This is a genomic window from Olleya namhaensis (assembly GCF_900114005.1).
In the GTDB taxonomy this organism is placed as follows: domain Bacteria; phylum Bacteroidota; class Bacteroidia; order Flavobacteriales; family Flavobacteriaceae; genus Olleya; species Olleya namhaensis.
Window position 1 is genome coordinate 145,474 of sequence record NZ_FORM01000002.1, and the last position, 18,039, is coordinate 163,512.

The 18,039-nt window shown below is 33.2% G+C and carries 16 protein-coding genes, 1 tRNA gene and 1 pseudogene; 1 reads left to right on the forward strand and 17 read right to left on the reverse strand.

Annotated elements, in window-relative coordinates:
* Positions 1-44: 44 nt before the first annotated feature.
* From BMZ09_RS03745 to BMZ09_RS03795, 11 genes are all read right to left on the reverse strand, one after another.
* Complete coding sequence (locus tag BMZ09_RS03745) at positions 45-1,637, reverse strand: oleate hydratase (protein ID WP_090837633.1); 1,593 nt, start codon at positions 1,635-1,637, stop codon at positions 45-47.
* A 135-nt stretch (positions 1,638-1,772) separates the two neighbouring features.
* Complete coding sequence (locus BMZ09_RS03750) at positions 1,773-2,336, reverse strand: HdeD family acid-resistance protein (protein WP_090837635.1); 564 nt, start codon at positions 2,334-2,336, stop codon at positions 1,773-1,775.
* Between the two features lie 20 nt (positions 2,337-2,356).
* A complete protein-coding gene (locus BMZ09_RS03755; protein ID WP_090837637.1) occupies positions 2,357-2,857 on the reverse strand; it encodes a hypothetical protein in 501 nt (166 codons plus the stop codon).
* A gap of 42 nt (positions 2,858-2,899) precedes the next feature.
* The gene (locus BMZ09_RS03760; protein ID WP_143067783.1) at positions 2,900-3,718 is read right to left on the reverse strand and encodes a DUF1269 domain-containing protein; all 819 of its coding nucleotides are present in this window, start codon (positions 3,716-3,718) and stop codon (positions 2,900-2,902) included.
* A gap of 28 nt (positions 3,719-3,746) precedes the next feature.
* On the reverse strand, positions 3,747-5,348 hold the full coding sequence (locus BMZ09_RS03765; protein ID WP_090837641.1) for an oleate hydratase: 1,602 nt from the start codon (positions 5,346-5,348) through the stop codon (positions 3,747-3,749).
* A 157-nt stretch (positions 5,349-5,505) separates the two neighbouring features.
* Complete coding sequence (locus BMZ09_RS03770; protein WP_090837643.1) at positions 5,506-5,772, reverse strand: DUF5661 family protein; 267 nt, start codon at positions 5,770-5,772, stop codon at positions 5,506-5,508.
* Positions 5,773-6,021: 249 nt separating this feature from the next.
* Positions 6,022-7,296, reverse strand: a complete 1,275-nt coding sequence (locus BMZ09_RS03775; RefSeq protein WP_090837645.1) for an MgtC/SapB family protein — start codon at positions 7,294-7,296, stop codon at positions 6,022-6,024.
* Between the two features lie 6 nt (positions 7,297-7,302).
* Positions 7,303-7,689: a hypothetical protein gene (locus BMZ09_RS03780; RefSeq protein WP_090837646.1), complete on the reverse strand. Its 387-nt coding sequence runs from the start codon at positions 7,687-7,689 to the stop codon at positions 7,303-7,305.
* A gap of 87 nt (positions 7,690-7,776) precedes the next feature.
* Positions 7,777-8,142 (reverse strand): arsenate reductase family protein, encoded by a 366-nt coding sequence (locus BMZ09_RS03785; protein WP_090837648.1) that lies wholly within the window; start codon positions 8,140-8,142, stop codon positions 7,777-7,779.
* Between the two features lie 17 nt (positions 8,143-8,159).
* Positions 8,160-8,378 carry a hypothetical protein gene (locus tag BMZ09_RS03790; RefSeq protein ID WP_090837650.1) on the reverse strand — a complete coding sequence of 73 codons (219 nt, stop codon included), beginning with the start codon at positions 8,376-8,378 and terminating at the stop codon, positions 8,160-8,162.
* Positions 8,379-8,410: 32 nt separating this feature from the next.
* Positions 8,411-8,869, reverse strand: a complete 459-nt coding sequence (locus BMZ09_RS03795; protein WP_090837651.1) for a hypothetical protein — start codon at positions 8,867-8,869, stop codon at positions 8,411-8,413.
* Positions 8,870-9,077: 208 nt separating this feature from the next.
* Here BMZ09_RS03795 and BMZ09_RS03800 point away from each other — a divergent pair.
* Positions 9,078-10,661: pseudogene (locus tag BMZ09_RS03800) on the forward strand (oleate hydratase); the annotation flags it as partial.
* Between the two features lie 213 nt (positions 10,662-10,874).
* Here BMZ09_RS03800 and BMZ09_RS03805 read toward each other — a convergent pair.
* From BMZ09_RS03805 to BMZ09_RS03830, 6 genes are all read right to left on the reverse strand, one after another.
* Positions 10,875-10,947 (reverse strand) — tRNA-Met (locus tag BMZ09_RS03805).
* 120 nt (positions 10,948-11,067) lie between these two features.
* Positions 11,068-11,250 (reverse strand): CPXCG motif-containing cysteine-rich protein, encoded by a 183-nt coding sequence (locus BMZ09_RS03810; protein ID WP_090837655.1) that lies wholly within the window; start codon positions 11,248-11,250, stop codon positions 11,068-11,070.
* Between the two features lie 71 nt (positions 11,251-11,321).
* A complete protein-coding gene (locus BMZ09_RS03815) occupies positions 11,322-12,149 on the reverse strand; it encodes a Two component regulator three Y domain protein (RefSeq protein WP_090838325.1) in 828 nt (275 codons plus the stop codon).
* Between the two features lie 186 nt (positions 12,150-12,335).
* Positions 12,336-13,652: a TolC family protein gene (locus BMZ09_RS03820; protein ID WP_090837657.1), complete on the reverse strand. Its 1,317-nt coding sequence runs from the start codon at positions 13,650-13,652 to the stop codon at positions 12,336-12,338.
* Positions 13,642-16,839: an efflux RND transporter permease subunit gene (locus tag BMZ09_RS03825; RefSeq protein WP_090837659.1), complete on the reverse strand. Its 3,198-nt coding sequence runs from the start codon at positions 16,837-16,839 to the stop codon at positions 13,642-13,644. Before BMZ09_RS03825 ends, BMZ09_RS03820 begins: the two co-directional genes overlap by 11 nt.
* Positions 16,839-17,975, reverse strand: a complete 1,137-nt coding sequence (locus BMZ09_RS03830; RefSeq protein ID WP_090837661.1) for an efflux RND transporter periplasmic adaptor subunit — start codon at positions 17,973-17,975, stop codon at positions 16,839-16,841. Before BMZ09_RS03830 ends, BMZ09_RS03825 begins: the two co-directional genes overlap by 1 nt.
* Between the last annotated feature and the right edge of the window lie 64 nt (positions 17,976-18,039).

Sequence of the window (18,039 nt, forward strand, 5' to 3'; positions counted from 1 at the left end):
TAATAATCGCCAATAAAATTATCACCTCTTAGTGTTACTATCCGTTAACCGCTAATAGATTTTACAGCAGTTAATAATGCTTTTGGACTGTGTATAGAGTCATAAACTGGCAGTACTTTTTTATCGGTTTCAAACAAACCAAAAACAGCAGTTTGTGCTGTTCTCACAGAATATTCTACAGTAAACACAACATCTTTTGGCACCTCAGCAAATTGTCCTAAAAAAGCAAAGTTAGTAGCACCTTTTGGTAAGACTTTTGGTCTATCTCCAATTTTTCTTGGCATAAATAAACTATCAATATAAGGCATTGCTGTTGGGATACAATTTACCTTTCCTGCTTTTACAATTGGACTCATTATATCTTGTACTTTTAAATGGTACCACAATTCTTCTAATATTTCTCTACCAGTACATTCTGCCATTGTCTTATTAACGTAGTTTCCTTTTCGGTCTGGATATAAGCCATACCCCCAAAAGATTTTAACATCTTCCGGTTGGTTTGGAAAATGAGGTTGACGCGCAATGACAATAGACATTAACCAATTAGAATCTGTCATAGTTACCAAACCACCCGTACCATCAACATTTCCTGAAAAATTCTCCATATAATCATGGAACGTACTATCCTTTAATGTTGCTGTAAAAGAGTACCATTTTTGTAAATCGATGTTATCACAAAAGGGATCAGGATTACCAAAAGCCTTATCTTTTTTTGCTAGTGTTTTCCATAATTTCCAAGACCCAGATGCTTCAATTCCTTTTAGTTTTGCAGGTCTTTCCCAGGCACCATTATCGGTACTTTCTGTTATAGAACCGTTGGTGATAAAGACGTAATCGTTTGCTTCCAAAACAATTTCATTTTTATCTTTTAAGTGAATAACGGTTGCTGTTTTTTTATCTGAAGACAAATTGAAATCAATATCAACAACTTCGTGACCCACATCAAAATTTACACCATAATCTTTTAAATAATTTTTTAAAGGAATAACTACAGAATGGTATTGATTGTACTTGGTGCGCATGACTCCTCCTAACTTTTTTAAACCATCAATTAAATGAATAAAGCGTTTCATGTAACGTCTCATCTCTACAACACTACTCCATTTTTGAAAAGCAAACATCGTAGACCAGATATACCAAAAATTAGTTTCAAAAAAGGCTTGTTCAAACCAATCTTCGATTCTTTTATTTCCTAACGATTTCTCTGAAGCGAATATCAACTTTAAAAATTCCGCTTGTTGTTTTATAGATAATCCATAAGAAGATACATCCATAATTTTACCTTCTTTTAAAAGTCTTGCTTGCCCATTAGATACAAACCGTTTATTAAATTCAAACGATTCGTCTTTAATAGAAACATTGGGATCTTCATAAGACGGAATATTAGATAACAAATCCCAATAGCATGTATAATGCGCTTCGTGCATTCTACCGCCTCTTACAACAAAACCTTCTTCTTTATCTCCTGCACCATCTAGAGCACCTCCTAAGATATTATCTTTTTCTAAAATATGAATATTCTTACCTTGTACACCCGCATCTTTTACTAGATAAACTGCACTTGCCAGAGATGCTATTCCGCTTCCAATAAGATAAACTTTAGCATCTTCTGGATTTTTATTTTTTGTTTTACTCATAACTTTATTTATAATAATTGAAAAGCAAAGCAGTAACTGTTAGTCGTCGTCTTCAAATTAGTTATACTATTCGGACCTATTAACAAATACTAAAACTACCACGCATTTACAGTTACAGCAATGCTTTACAATGTTTTAATTGTGATTTTGATTTTTTAAATTGAATGCTAAAGCGATTCTAAAAATACCTGCAGAAATAAATGCCAGAGCGGTCATGTATACAATACTTAACCCTGCAATTATTGGATTAGCTAATAGCAGAAAAGAAAAGAGTATTATTAGACATCCCAAAAACAATAACCAACCCCAAGATAGGATTCCAAATGTTTTAATCTGAAATGATAATCCAATAGCCATAAACCCCTGAAACAATAACCAGAAACCAATATAAAAAGGCAGAATTGCCATAGTCATTAATGGATGCGTTATTAATAGTAGCCCTATAATAAGATCCAGAATACCACCTGCCAAATACCAACCCCAACTACTTATCTCCTGTCTATTAGAAATAGAGAACACAATTTGTGAGCCTCCTGATATAAAAATGAATACACTAAAAATTATACTTAAAGAGACATAACTCGCTACTGGTGTTTGAAAAACCCAAACCCCGGCGATAATGTATAGAACACCTATTAAAAGCGTTATCCACCAATTTTTTACTGTGGATTGTGTAGAACTTAAAATTGTAGTTGCCATAATGTTATAATTTAAATTTATTAATCAACATTATCTTTAAAAAGGTCTTTTAAAGCAGCCCCAATCTCGTCCATATCATGCGTAAATTCGCGTTCAAATTCCTGTTCATTAGCCATGGTCGTTTCATTAAAAGAAATGACACCATCTTTAAATTCTTTACCCCTTTCGGCTAATTTATTTTTAAGTGCTTCGTTTTTTTGTTCTAACTGATTTAAAGCTATCGTTAGCTTTTCTTTTTCTGCTTTACCTGCCGACTCCATTTTAGTTCTCAATGTTTTAATTTGAGCATCTGTTGCTGTAATAGCAGACTGAGATCTGTTTTCAAACTTTTTCCAATTCTCATTTACAGTCATTTTAATCTCCTTACTGGTATCTACTGCTCCTTTTTTAAGATCGTTACCAAGTACTTTTGCATCCTCTTTAACAGATTTAGCATCTTGTTTAGAGGCTTGCCCGCAACCAATTAATGTACTTCCTGCCATAAAAACGATTACAGCTAAGGCTAAAATTTTTGCTTTCATATCTAAATTATTTAAGTTAATTACTAAGTTTTTTATTGGTTATTAATCCACAATATCCTCACCTAATGCACTATGCAATTGGTATAACTTTTCTTCTTCCTTTTTGATTTTTTTACTGAGTCTATTTTTTCTAGCCTGAGCGTATGCATCGCTCACAGATTGTTCAAAACCATCCAAGCGTGTTTCTAGTTTGTGAATTCTAGATTTAGTGTCACTTTTAATCTTATTCAGTGTTGCTTTTCTTTTAGCTTCCAACGCTACGATATGCGCTTTTCGTTTTGCCTTTAAATCGGCAATCTTAGCTTTAATCGTGTCTTTTTCATGTGCTGTTGCTTTTCTAAGTTTTTGACGTTCGTCTTCAATACTATCTTCAAAATTTTCAACTTGCTCATCTACATAATCATCGAACTCTATACCAGCTTCGCTTCTAATAATTTCTGAGGATAGTCCATTGAGTGCTTGGTCTATAAACACTGAGCTATCTTCTGCTACTTCTGCAACAATTGCAATAGTACCGACAGCCATTTTTTTACTTACCTTTTTAAGAAACTCCGCTTCAAAGTCATACCGACTAGCATCCCAAACTGCACCTACTGCAGTTCCGGTATATAATCCAACGACAAATCCTAAAGGCCCTACTAAAGCACCTGCAAGCCCACCTAGAGCCATACCGGTAAACAACCTCCAACCTTCTCCATCGGTTTGATTTTTTAAGATCTCGAATTGCTTGTTATCTTTTTTACGAATCATCATATGCTCATACAGCGTGATATCTCCATAGGCATCCAATTCTTTAATTCTATGTAAAGCTTCAATAGCTTTACTTTCTTCCTTAAACGGAACAACAATAATATTTGCCATTTTTATAGGTTTTAAAATTAATATTTGTTTAGTGGAATGCTTTAGCAACTGTTTGAAGTTCCACTTTAAGTGTTTTATCAAATTTTGTGATTGGCGGAATTTCAAGATCGATATCTAGCAATTGATATACTGCCATTTGTGCTGCTCTAACCGAATACTCTACCGTAAAAACAACATCATCAGGAATCTCTACAAACTGGCTGATAAAAGCTAAATTTTTAGAGTTTTTAGGTACAGGAAGTGGTCTATCTGTTTTTAAGCGTGGCATAAACATACTAGTGATGTATGGCATCCTGCATGGAATACAGATTGCATTTGCAAATACAATATCGTAATCAAATTTTAAGTGTCCACAAAGCTCTCTCAGAATGTCTTCTCCAGAACATTCTGTCATGGGCTTACCTACAAAGTTACCCACGCGGTCTGGATGTAATCCATAGGTAAAAAAGACTTGCACATGATCTGGTTGGTCTTTATAATGAGGCTGTTCATTTAATGAAAAACTCATAAACCAATTAGAATCCTTAAGAGTTACTTGACTTCCTGTTCCAGCTTTGTTACCAGAAAATTGTTCCATTTGATCAAAAAACGCCGTGTCTTTTAAAGTGACAGTAAACGATTCCCAAAATGATTCTGCGATATTGGTATTAAACACTTCTGGTCTACCAAATCCAGGATATCTACTTGCTAATTTCTCCCATAACACCCAACCTTGACTGTCTTTTTTTGTGAAATGTTTTGGAGCTCTTGTCATCGACCCATAACTAGAAGCATCTGTCATTGATCCATTTTGATAGAAAACTAAATCGTCCTCATTAATTATTACAGTTTCAGAATGACCTGCCGTATCATACATTAGTTTTTTTACAACTACTTTTTCGGTTTCTGTTTTTGGATCCAAAGCATACGTTGTGTCTATATCTGTAACTGTACTTCCTGTTTTGAAATTAACACCATGAGATTTTAACCAAACTTTTAATGGTAAAATCATAGAGTCGTACTGATTATAAACGGTACGTTTAACACCTGTCATTGTTTCTACATTAGGAAACTCTTGCATAAAACGGTGTAAATATCGCTTAAACTCTACCGCACTATGCCAAGGTGAAAACGCAAAACTTGTGCGCCACATAAACCAGAAATTAGTTTCGAAAAACGAAGGCGAAAACCAATCGTAAATCGCACTATTACCTAATTTTTCTTCGCTTGCTTCACTTAATTTAAGAAGCTCTGTGCGGTCCGACATTGAAAACCCCAATTTAGATGAGTCTACAATTGCGCGGTTTTTATCTATTAGACGCGCTTTAGAATGTGATTTTACTTTGTTATTAAAGGCTATGGTCTCTTCGGTTACAGATGTGTTAGGATCTGAAAGTGATGGAATGGATTTAAACAACTCCCACGTGCACTCGTAAATATTTAATGTAAACATACGAGAGCCACGCAAGGTGTAGCCGTCTTCGGGATTACCTCCGGCATCTAAACTACCTCCTAATACTGGTAAACTTTCGTAGACCGTGATATTGTTACCTGCGAAGCCACCATCACGAATTAAAAATGCTGCTCCAGATAAAGATCCAATTCCGCCCCCTATAAAATATGCTTTTTTGTCTTTGTTATTTGTGTTCATAATAAGTCTATATTGTCTTGTTAAATTAAGAAGCTTATTTGGTTAAGTGTCAAATAGAACCTCTTACTCATCCTATTTATTAATACTTCAAAATTAGAATGTTATGTTGATTAACGCACTGACCTGAGTCAGTCTGAGTAAACTGACTTAAATCAGTTTATTCCTTTTTACTCCAATATGCTTCTGCTTCATTTTCCATTTTTTCTAAACGGGTATAGTAATCAGGAAACTCTTTTAAATGCGCCCAAGCTATTTTTCCTGTTAAGGCTTTATCGTTATTAGTAACATTGGTTTCTGGATATCTTGTTCCATGTTCAAACTCGACATTTATTCCTTTTGTAAATTCATCTAATTGAATATCCTTCCATTGGATACCTAGACTATCTCCAATCTCTTTTGCTTGTTGTGTGTTTACTTTTTTCATTGTATTGTGCTTTATTTGACAGAATCCCAATAAAATGGCTATCAAAACTTATAGCATAAAATTACTTTTCTAAAAGACCACTTGCACTGACCTAGGTCAACTTGATGCAAAAAAAAAGCTATTAAAAAGGGTGAATTTGCGTGAAGGATTGCAGTGGAAATCCCACAGCCCGACGCAGGAGGTGCGAGGAATTGCAGCGAAAAGCCTGACCTTTATGGTCACGCCCAACTTTTAATTATTAAAATATAATTAACTTCTAATAATAAGAATGTAAATAATACCAACTAAAATGACGGTTCCAAACGCATAACCAACAAGTTTACCTGTAGTTTTGGAGCCTTTAAATAGGGTTATACCTAATTTGACTAACATATTACTGATGGTTGCAGCAATGATTACGGAAGATGCTAGCGTTAGTTTGTCTTGATCTAAAGCAAATTTGGACATACTTATTGTAATGGCATCTGTATCTGCTAGTCCCGCAATTAAGGCCGAATAATATAGACCACTTTCTCCAAAAAATTGATTGCTATAATAAACAGCAAAAAGGATAATGACATACACGGCACCAAATCCAATTGCATTTAACATGTTTAATGGATTACCTAATTTTATATTGGTATCTGGTTTAGGGTCGTCCTTGCGCATTAATAATAAGGTTGCTACAATACAAACCAGTGTTAATAGTCCAAATGGGAGTATTAAATTAACCAGTATGGCGCTATTAAAAATATAGGCCAAAAAGGCTAATCTGGGAAACATAATCGCTGAAGCTACAATGATTCCTGCACTATATTTTTTGGAGAGTTCTGGAGAGGCCTTACTACTGGATGCGTAATTCCAAGCTACCGCTGTGCTAGAAATAAGTCCACCAAGTATGGCTGTTAGTATGATTCCTCTTTTTGAGCCAATAAACTTAACCAGAAAATAACCGATAAAATTTAAGAAAGACACAATGACTATTATCGAACCAATCTCGTAAGGGTTTAATAAATTATCTGGTCCGTACGTTTTGTTTGGTAGAAAAGGAAGTATTAACAAAGCTATTATTGCGAATTTTATAAATGCAAAAAGCTCTATTGAAGTAATGTTTTGAATGACTGTGCGAAACCTTGTTTTTAATGATAGTAATGTAACTATGATAACTGCTGTTGCGACTGCATCTCTATAATATTCCGCCGAAACCATTATCCCTAATACAAAGGTTGTTATTAAGGCTAAATTAGTTGTTAAATCTTGACTACGGAGTTCTTTATTTTGAGCATATTGATTGAATGCTAAAAACAAAATAAAGGCTCCTAAACTTATAATTAAGAGCCATACGGTATAAATTGTAGTAAGATTACCTAGTGTAAATCCAAGAATAGTCACTATAGGAAATGTTCTTATACCTGCTATACCATTGTCTTCTTTGAGTTTATCATACTCCCGTTCTAGACCAAGTATAAGACCAATCCCTAAACTTATCAATACTCCTAGAATATAAGATCCTACGAGCTGATTTATCTCTTCCTGTATTTGCATTTAATATTACATGTACTTTTCTAGAAACCTGAAAAATTCTTTTTTAAGATCTGCATAAATCTCACGTTGTGTTTCCATTTTATCTCTAAATGCAACATGCTGTTCTGCTAGACGAACATCTATTGCATCTTCGCCTTCTATGCTTTGTGCTGCGATACGTGTTTCGTGTTTTTCTATAGTTTCTTGTAGGTCTTCAATAACACCACCATGAAGTATAAATTGGTTTTGATAATGCTCTAATTGTGCCAACACATCTTTATTAGTCCATCGCGTTACTAGTTCGCTTAATTTATTATTAAAAAACAATAACTCTTGCTTCCAAAATGCTAATTCACCTTTCCATTGCTCGTGCTCAAAGTGCATGTTTGAGTTGTATATAATTTCTTTTTCCATGATAATTAATTATTTAAATTATATCACAAAGATTGTGTTTTACTTACGTGCTTGAAATGACCTAGGTCAGTAAGACTAATACATAACTTATATTTTAATAATATCTGTTGGTGTCTCTACCAAAATTGTTTTATTACCACGTAACGCTATTGGCTGTTTCATTATTTGTGGATTGTGTTGTATCATTTTTATCCAATCATCCGTTGATAAGTTATGGGGCTCAAAACTAGCTTGATATGCTGGACTATCTTGATTAATAAGATCTGCTACTGTAATATGTAACCGCTTGGCTAGTTCTACAATTTGTGTGCCCGTCAATTTTGTTTTTAAGATATCAATTTCTTCAACCTTAAACCCATCCGCTAAAGCATAAGCTAACGTTTGTTTTGCTCTTGCTGATTTAGAATTATAGTATAGTGTTATTTGTCTATTTGATGTCGCAATCTCTCCCATAATTTGATTATTAAAACCTATTGTTTATTAATTTTTTCTTCTTGCACATAACGGTCTAAAAGTTGTTTTAAACTTGCTAAATAGTCCGTCAATACTTTTTTATCCATATGTGGATGTTTGCTTATTGGCAATGTCAAAGGGTTTTCATCTAAAGAACGATAAAGCTCAGGGTAATTGGTTTCAATATCAATAGTAAGCTGTGTTATGTCTGTTAATACTTTTTGTAGGTCTTTCATAAAATTTTATTTATGGTTAAAAATTAAATACTTTATTTATGTAAAACATTAAGCTGTTTTATTAATTCTTCTCCTCCCATCATATGTTCTGTTATTGAAAAAACTTCTTTTCGGTTTTTTCTAAAATCTTTTAAAAACTGAGATAAATCGTCTTCTAATTGCTCGTGCTCTTCTCTAAACTTATCTGAAACGTATGTAAAAGGATCTTCTACCAACGCACTTAAATGATGTAAGTGTTTATCTATTCTTTGCAATAATATGCTGCATTGCTTTTCCACCTCTAATAAGCTTACTTCAACTTCAAGTATGACATCAATATTTTCCTTTTTTGTGAGGTATAAGAAATATTTATCGATCAAATGATGTAAAAATTTTAAATCTTGTTTATAAAATTCAATATCAGATTTCCAATGCTCTGTAAGCACATACAACTGCTCCCACGTTGCTTCGTGAATAAAGTTATCTTTTGGTCTGTTTCTAAAATCGCTCATGTCAATAAAGTTTTAAAAGTAAATGTAACCAAGAATAGATGCTTATAAAATGACCTTGGTCAGTTTAACCCCTTTTAATATCTGAAAAACAACTATTTATAAATAAAGCTTGTTAAATTTTTAAATTAAAATGCGGACTGACCTACATCATTTACAAACCCCAGAGCGCCCCTTAATTTTGTAAGACACAACAAGATTTAATTTAAAAACTAAAAATATGAAAACTAATAATTTTAAAGCGTACTGTTTAGGTGGTGGACTTGGCTCATTATCTGCAGCTGTATTCATGATTCGTGATGGCGGTATTCCTGGACATCAAATTACTGTTTTTGAAAAACTACCAACATTAGGAGGTTGCCTAGATGGTGCACGACTTGATGACGGGAGTTATTCCCTTCGTGGTGGTAGAATGCTAACCACAGATGCTTATGAATGCTTTTGGGGCTTATTTAAAGACATCCCGTCCATTAATAATAAAGGCATGTCTGTAAAAGACGAAACGATTGCTTTTAATAAAAAACATATCGCACACTCACAAGGTCGTTTAGTAGACAAAAACTGTCATATTGTAGATACCTCTACTATGGGTTTTGATATGCATGATAGATTAGAATTTTTAAAACTTCTTGAAGCATCAGAAGAAAAATTAGGCACCTCAAAAATCACCGATTGGTTATCTCCCGGCTTTTTTAACACTAACTTTTGGTACATGTGGCAGACCACCTTTGCTTTTGAACCTTGGCATAGTGCAGTAGAATTTAAACGTTATCTACATCGTTTTATGAATGAGTTTCCGAGAATTAATACACTTGGTGGGGTTAAAAGAACCATTTATAATCAGTATGACTCTTTAGTGCTTCCGTTAATCGCTTGGCTTAAAGACAAAGGTGTTAATTTTGAACTAGCAACTACCGTAGATGATATAATTGTGGAAGACATAAATGGAAAAGTTACCGTTACTTCACTTACAGTTATTAACAAAGAAGGTCCCAAACAAGTTAGTGTTAACCCTGATGACATTGTTATTTTTCAAAATGGATCTATGGTTGATGCTTCAAGTATAGGCTCTATGACACAAGCCCCAGTTAAAAAAACAAAACTAGAAAGTAAAGGATGGACACTTTGGGAAAAATTAGCAAAAGGAAGACCTGATTTTGGAAATCCAGCTCCTTTTAATAGTAGTATTCCTGAATCTTTTTGGGAATCGTTTACAGTAACATTCAAATCATCTGAGTTTTTTGATAAAATAGAAAAAATGACAGGAAACGAAGCAGGAACCGGAGGCTTAGTAACCTTTAAAGATTCAAATTGGCTAATGTCTGTTGTGCTTTACAACCAACCGCATTTTATAGATCAACCGGAAGACATCTATATTCTTTGGGGATATGCGTTACACGGTAACCGTGTTGGTGATTTTATACCAAAAACAATGGTAGAAAGTAACGGACAAGACATCCTTAAAGAGTTGGCTGGTCATTTTAATTTTGATGACAATGTTTTTGAAGACGCTATTTGCGTACCCTGCAGAATGCCTTATATAACCTCTATGTTTATGCCACGTGCTTACAACGACAGACCAAAACCTGTGCCTGAAAGCTCCAAAAACTTAGCCTTCGTGAGCCAGTTTGTAGAACTTGCTGATGATGTTGTATTTACTGTAGAATATTCTGTAAGAGCTGCTCAAACAGCGGTCTATCAATTATTAAATATTGATCTGGAAATACCTAAAATTACAAAACATGATAAATCACCCAAAGTCCTTATAGATTCCTTTTTTAAAGCCATTAAATAAAGAGTTAAGAATTAATCATCATAGACTATTGAGGATTCAAGAACCGAAGCATTTGCTTCGGTTTTTTATTTTTAAGCTATTGTGTGTTATACAGAGACAGATAATCAATCCTGATGCGCCTGAGATTATTTAATTACACTGTCAGAATAATCTAAGTTAACACAAAACTATATAAAACAAAAAAGCTTCACATTTCTGTGAAGCTTTTCTTAGTAGCGGGAACTGGACTCGAACCAGTGACCTTCGGGTTATGAGCCCGACGAGCTACCTACTGCTCTATCCCGCGATTTTAAATTCGGAACAACTAACTTAGCTTTAAACTTTCGCTTCATAATGGCGACCTAATTGTTTCGGACTGCAAATATACAATCTATTTTAGATATAACAAGTCTTTTTTTTTCTTTTTTTACTGTTCTATATTAATAGCTTCAAAACCAACAAGTTCTAACTCTAAAAAATTTGGAGTGACCTGTATTGGATTGCAACAAACCTCGCAATCTTCCACATAAGTCTGTTTTGTAACGCTTGGATCAAGTAGCATAGAAACCTCTTCCCAGCAATAAGGGCATTGAAAATAATGTTCGTACATAATTTACTTTTTACCAAAAATAAAAATAGTCAACCAAAGGCTGACTATTTTAAATATATCTTTAACATATATTATTCCTCGATACGCTGACTGCTAGCTAATACTTCTGTATCTTCTAAGTATAAGGACATTTTATTTGGAGCGTCACCTACAACGGTAACGTAATCGTTATTTAATTCGTTATCACTAACCATAACTAATTTAAGGTTTGCTAATTGAGATAATTCAAATGGCAATGTCCCAGATAAGTTATTACTAGATAAAACTAACTCTTCAAGATTTACTAGATCTGCGATACTTTCTGGAATCTGACCTTCTAACTGGTTATCTAAAAGACTTAATTTTTTAAGGGATTTTAAACTGTTAATATTAAAAGGGATATTTCCTGTTAAATAATTACTACCTAATTCTAGGCTTTGTAATTTAATTAAGTTAGTTATTGACTCAGGAATTGTTCCTGTAAACTTGTTACTATATAATGCTAAAAACTCTAAGTTAGATAAGTTACCTATCCAAGCTGGAATTTCACCTTCAAATTGGTTTAAAAACAATTGTAAAGACAATAAGTTTTGCATTGCAGAAATAGATTCTGGTAAATCTCCTTTAAGCTTATTAAAGCTAAGGTTTAAAACTTCAAGGTTACTTAATTGACCGATCTCTGTTGGCACTACCCCTTGTAAGTTATTAAATGATAAATTTAATCCTATTACTTTAGAATCTAAAACCGTTACACCATGCCAAGTATCTATTGACGCGTCAAGATCCCAAGTAGTATTCCACTCTGCTCCATTTGTGTTATTATATAAAGCGATCAAAGCTTCTTTTTCTGAATTAGATACACCTGCGAAAGATACACAAGCAAAAAGAAACATCAGTAAAGTTAGTTTTATCGTTTTCATAGTTACGTTTTTAAGATTAACTGCAACAAATATAGGACGAAAGGAGACTAAAAACAAAATAATTCGATTAAGTGCAATAAAAATTAACATTTAACTTAATTAATGATGTATTTAAACGAAAAACACTAAAACAATATAAAATCATTCTAGTGTTGTCGATAAAATACTATGCTAATATACAGCAATTTAGAACTCTACATTAAGTAATTCTCCACTTAATTGTAATAAACTAAGCTCTGCTAACTTGGCTTGATACTTGGCTTGATTTCTACTTAATTCTGCATTTAGTAAATTAAGTTGTGCCTGTCTAAATTCGATTGAATTGACTTGACCAATTTTAAATTTTTCTTGTGTACGTTCAAAATTACTTTGAGACGTTATTATATTCTGTTCTTGAATATTAAAGATATTTAACTTGTTTTCAAAGTCTTCCCATGCATTCTCAAAATCACGTGTAATGCCAATTAAAATATTTTCTTTCTCAAGTTTTTGAGTCTCTAAATTAACCTTAGCATTTTTAACGCTAGTTATTGTACTACCACCATCAAACAAATTCCAACTTAAACTCAAACCTCCAGACAATCCTGTGTTTGTACTTACTGCGACAAAAGACGCTGCATTGTTATTGTTTTTATTCCAACCATAAGTCCCATTTAATCCTACTGTTGGCAAATAACCAGACTTACTAGATTTGATACTTAATTGACTTATAGCAATATTTTTCTCTGATTGTAGCAATGCCACATTTCGTGTTTTAGCTTTATCAAACAAGCTATCCTTTTTAAATTGAAGTGTAAAATCAACAGCTGTGCTTACTGAAAAGTCATAACTTAACGCATTACCTAATACCACATTTAAATCACGTTTAGCATTTTTTAAACTCTGATAAGATGAAATAATATTTATACTATCATTATTAATATCTACTTCTGCATTCAACACTCCAAGTTTTGTGTTTTGACCGTAATCAAATTGATACTGTGCGCGTACCAATCTATCTTTAGACACTTCTAAAGTTTCTCTTAACGCCTCTAAATTCTCCGATAACTGTGCTACTGAATAATATACAGAAAACAGCTGAATTACTGTGTTTTCGATAGTTTCTCTAGCCTGCAATTCTGACAATTGGTATTGTTCTTTAAGACTTTTATAATTATAACGTCTACCCAATCCATCAAAAAGTGTATAATTTAAACTCAAAGATGCATTATAACGATCACTTTCTGCACCATTTAAAACAGTTGATGTTCCGTTAGAAAACTCAGCTTCCGTATTATCTAAATTATAAGTTGCACCCGCACTTCCTGTAAGTGTTGGTAAATATCCCGAATTTAAAATACTAGTATTATTATCGGCAACTTCTACTGCATTTGCAGCGATCTTAATACCGTAGTTATTCTCTAAAGCTAATTTAACAGCTTCTGCCTGTGTTAAAACAGTTTGTGCCTTAACAATTGAAGCACAACAAAATATTGCTATAACTACACTATATTTAATGTTCATTTTCTTCATTTTGTTCTTTAATAGCACGTTCAACTTCTTCTTTAGTTACTTCCTTACCTGTAAATAACCACTTTACTTTCTGCTTTATAGTATTACTAAAAGACAAAAATAAAGGCAACACTAATAGCGTCAAAATAGTGGCATAAGCAATACCAAAAGAGATAGAAATAGCCATTGGTTTTAAAAATTGTGCTTGTCTACTCTTTTCTAATAATAAAGGTGCTAAACCGGCAATAGTAGTTAAAGAAGTTAAAAATATAGCTCTAAATCTAGATTTACCAGCTTCAGACAAAGCCAAATCAAAGGTCATACCTTCCTTTAAATTAGTATTAAACTTACCTATTAATACCAACCCGTCATTAACCATAATACCAATTAATGCTATTATACCTAATAATGATAAAATGTTTACAGGAAATCCTAATAACCAATGTCCCCATGCAACTGCGGTTAAACTAAAAGGTACTAACAATAATAATAAGATAGGTTGACTATAACTTCTAAAAGTAAAAGCTATCGTGATGTATATTAATAATAATATTGGTATTCCTGCTTTGCTTAAAGAATTTACTAACTTCTCTTTTTCACGGTTTTGACCTTCAAATGATGCCGTGATAGTCGGGTATTTTGCTTGTAAATTAGGCAGAAATGTTGTTTTAATATCATCTAAAATATCTGTATTACTTGTACTAGGATCTTTTAAATCTGCAGACACTCTAATTTCTCTTAGTCCTTCTAAGTGATTAATGGCAACATCTCCTCTAACAATAGAGTAATTAGCAATATCCTTTAAATTAACACGCTCTCCGATGGGTGTTAAAATTCTCATATCATCTAAATCGTTGATTGAGTTACGGTTTGGTCTATCATATCGTACCCAAACTCTAATCTCATCTTGTCCACGTTGAAAACGTTGTGCTTGCGAACCAAAAAACCCAGAACGCACCTGAGCCATAACAGTACGTAAGTCTAGCCCTAAAAGGTAAGCGCTTTCTTTAAGCTGTAATCGGATTTCTTTTATACCTGCAGGATCATTATCCTCGATATCTTTTAGCAACGGATTAGATTCTAAGTATTGCTTTAATTCTAATTTGGACGCTTTAAGTTCGTCAATATTATTTCCTAATAATGACACTGATACAGGACTACCACCAAAGTTTCCTCCTGAACCAAAAATTAAACGCTCCGTTCCAATCACAGGACCAACCAACTCTCTTAATCTATTGGCAACCATAGAAGACTTTATCGCATCAGGACGTTCTTCTCCTGGCAACATATTTAATCTAAGTGATGCACTAGAACTACTATTAATTGTTAGGATTGTATTTTCGAATAATTTTTTTCCTGTTCCTTTTAAATATTTATCACTCAATTCTTCATTAACAATAAATGATTTTTCTTCAATTAAAGAAATAATAGAATCCGTTACTTTTACATTAGTTCCATTAGGCATTTCTAATGTAATAGACACACGGTCACTAGCTACACTTGGGAACAAAGTAACACCAATAACACCACCACCCATTGCTCCAAAGGTTAAAACCAAAAGCGCAACAAAAATCCCAACAGACAATATCTTAAATTGTAGAACAAAATCTAATGTTGGAGAATAGATACGGTCTCTTAAAAAAGACATTAACCTATCTCCCGCTCTATTTATAAATCTCATCTTAGCAAAAAACTGCTTTATTTTAGAAGGATTTTCTTCTTCTACAGGAGGTCTTAATGCTTTAGAATGTGCTAAGTGAGCAGGTAATATAATTAATGCTTCTACAAGAGACACTACCAATGTTAATATAACAATGACGGAGACCTCACTAAAAAACTCTCCAATACGACTATCTAAAAATAAAAATAAAGAAAAGGCTAATAAGGTTGTTATAATAGCCGAAACCACAGGAGGAATAACTTCCATTGTTCCATCAATTGCTGCTTGCTTTGGCGACTTTCCTTTTTCGTAATGTTGGTAAATATTCTCGGCAATAACAATACCATCATCAACCAAAATACCAATAACAATAATCATCCCGAATAAAGACAACACATTAATGGTAACATCAAATTGTCCTGCAAAAATAAACATCCCTAAAAATGATATTGGCAATCCAAAAGCTACCCAAAATGCTAAACGCATGTTAAGGAAAAGGGATAAAAACACCAACACTAAAATCATCCCAACAATAGCATTCTCCGTTAATAAATCGGTACGTTGGTTTAAGGTTATTGATAAATCACGTACAACATTTAACTGCGCATTATTATGTTTTTGATTATACGTTTCTATGTAGGCTTTTACTTTTTCTGCTGAAGAAATTAAATCTTCATTATTTGTACTAGTAACAGAAATGTTAACTGCCAATTGCTGATTAAAGTAGGTCGCATTTGGTGTTTCAGAAAAACGGTCTCTAATAATAGTAACATCCTTCAAACGAATCACTTTTCCGTCTGCCGAAGCTTTTACAATAATATTAGACATCTCGTCTCCGTAGTACTCCTTATTATTGGCTCTAATTAAATACTCTTCAGCATCTGTTTTAATAGTTCCTCCAGTCACTAATATATTTGAAGCACTAACCGCATTTGCAACATCTGCAAAAGTCAAATTATAAGCTAGTAAATTACCTTCGTTAACTGCAATTTCAATTTCTTCTTGAGGATAACCAGAAACGTCTATCTGAGAGACACCATCAATAGCACGTAAATCGTTTTCAACTTGACGCCCTAATTGTTTTAATGTTGCTAACGGGATGTCTTTTCCGCTTAAAGCGAAAGAAATAGTTTCCCTAACCGCTTCCTGCTTGGACACAACCAGAGGCTCCATTCCTGACGGAAACGTTGGGACTCTGTCTACTGCATTCTTTACTTCCAATAGCATGAAATCTAGATTTTCATCTTTCTCAATCTCTACTGTAATGGTTCCACTATTTTCTCGTGATACTGAAGTCACACGGTCTACACCTTTTAATCCTTTTAAATTTTCTTCTATTTGAAGTACAATACCTTCTTCAATTTCTTGAGGAGAAGCTCCAGGATAAGCAATACTAACATTGATTATCTTAGATTCTGTTAATGGAAAATACGAAGATTTTAAAGACAAATATCCAAGAATACCAAACACAGCAAATGCAAAAATAAATACATTAACTGCTACATGGTACTTGATAAAATAAGTTATTACTTTTCTCATTATTCCGCGCTATTGTTAGATTTAGATTGCTCTACAAATGGCTGAACTAACATACCTGAATAAGCACCTGGCACTGGTCTTTTTAAAATAACAGTTCCGTTTGGAATATCTTTTAAAACTACTTTAGTATCTGAGAAATGAATCGCCTTTGCCGGAATCATATCTAACAAGCTGTCTCTAACTACAAATATTTCTTGATTATCCGTTAATAGGTTTCTGTCAATCTCAATTGCATTTTCAATACTTTTAGCATTTAAACTAGCTTCTAAATACATACCTTCTTTTAGGTTAGCATCCTTTACTTCAATAAAAGCAGTAATGGTTTGCGTAGTTGCATCAATACTTCCGTTTACACGTGAGACTTTACCCGTATAAGTTTCTGTTTTATCTAAATTAGTTAAACTAACACTTTCGCCTGCTTTTAAAATATTAGCAAAACTTTTACTAATAGCAACCTCCATCTCATAGACAGAAGGATTAATAAACTCTCCTAATTTTTGTCCACTTCTAATTAAAGAGCCTTCCGTTACCAAAGCTTCTGTTAAGATCCCTGAAAAAGGAGCAGAAATAGTGTACTTAGATAAACGTTGTTCTAGATTTTTTACATTGTAATAATTGGTAACAATACCACGACCAGTAATAAAATAGTTTTCTTTATCAGAAGTCATTTCTGGTAACTTTGGTGTGGTTTTATTTAAGTCGAAACCACTTAAGTAAGATTGCCATTTTTGAAACACATCTGGAAAATCCAAACGTAAATCAGGCATTATAGCTGCTATAGAATTATATAAATTACTTTTTGAAGATTGTACACTGGCATAATACTCTGATGCATCCACACGAATTAAAGTCTGTCCTTGACGATAATTTTGACCAGGTTTAAATAGGTAACTACCACTTCTAAATATCCCTTGTACTTCAGAATATAACTCTACACGTTGCTTTGCGGTAAGATTACCATTTGATGCTATAACAATAGGAACTGTTGTATTTTGAACAGTATCTGTAAACACTGTTTTTATAACTTTAGAAGCTACTGGTTTAGGTTTCTTTTTATTTGCTATTAAATTTTGAGCAATATAAAAGGAAGCAATAATAAATAAAACACCTAAAATAGATAGTATAATTTTGCGCATGAACTTGGTTTTGATAGTATGACCGCAAAATTAGACTTTAGTTTAGAGGGTAAACGTTAAAAAA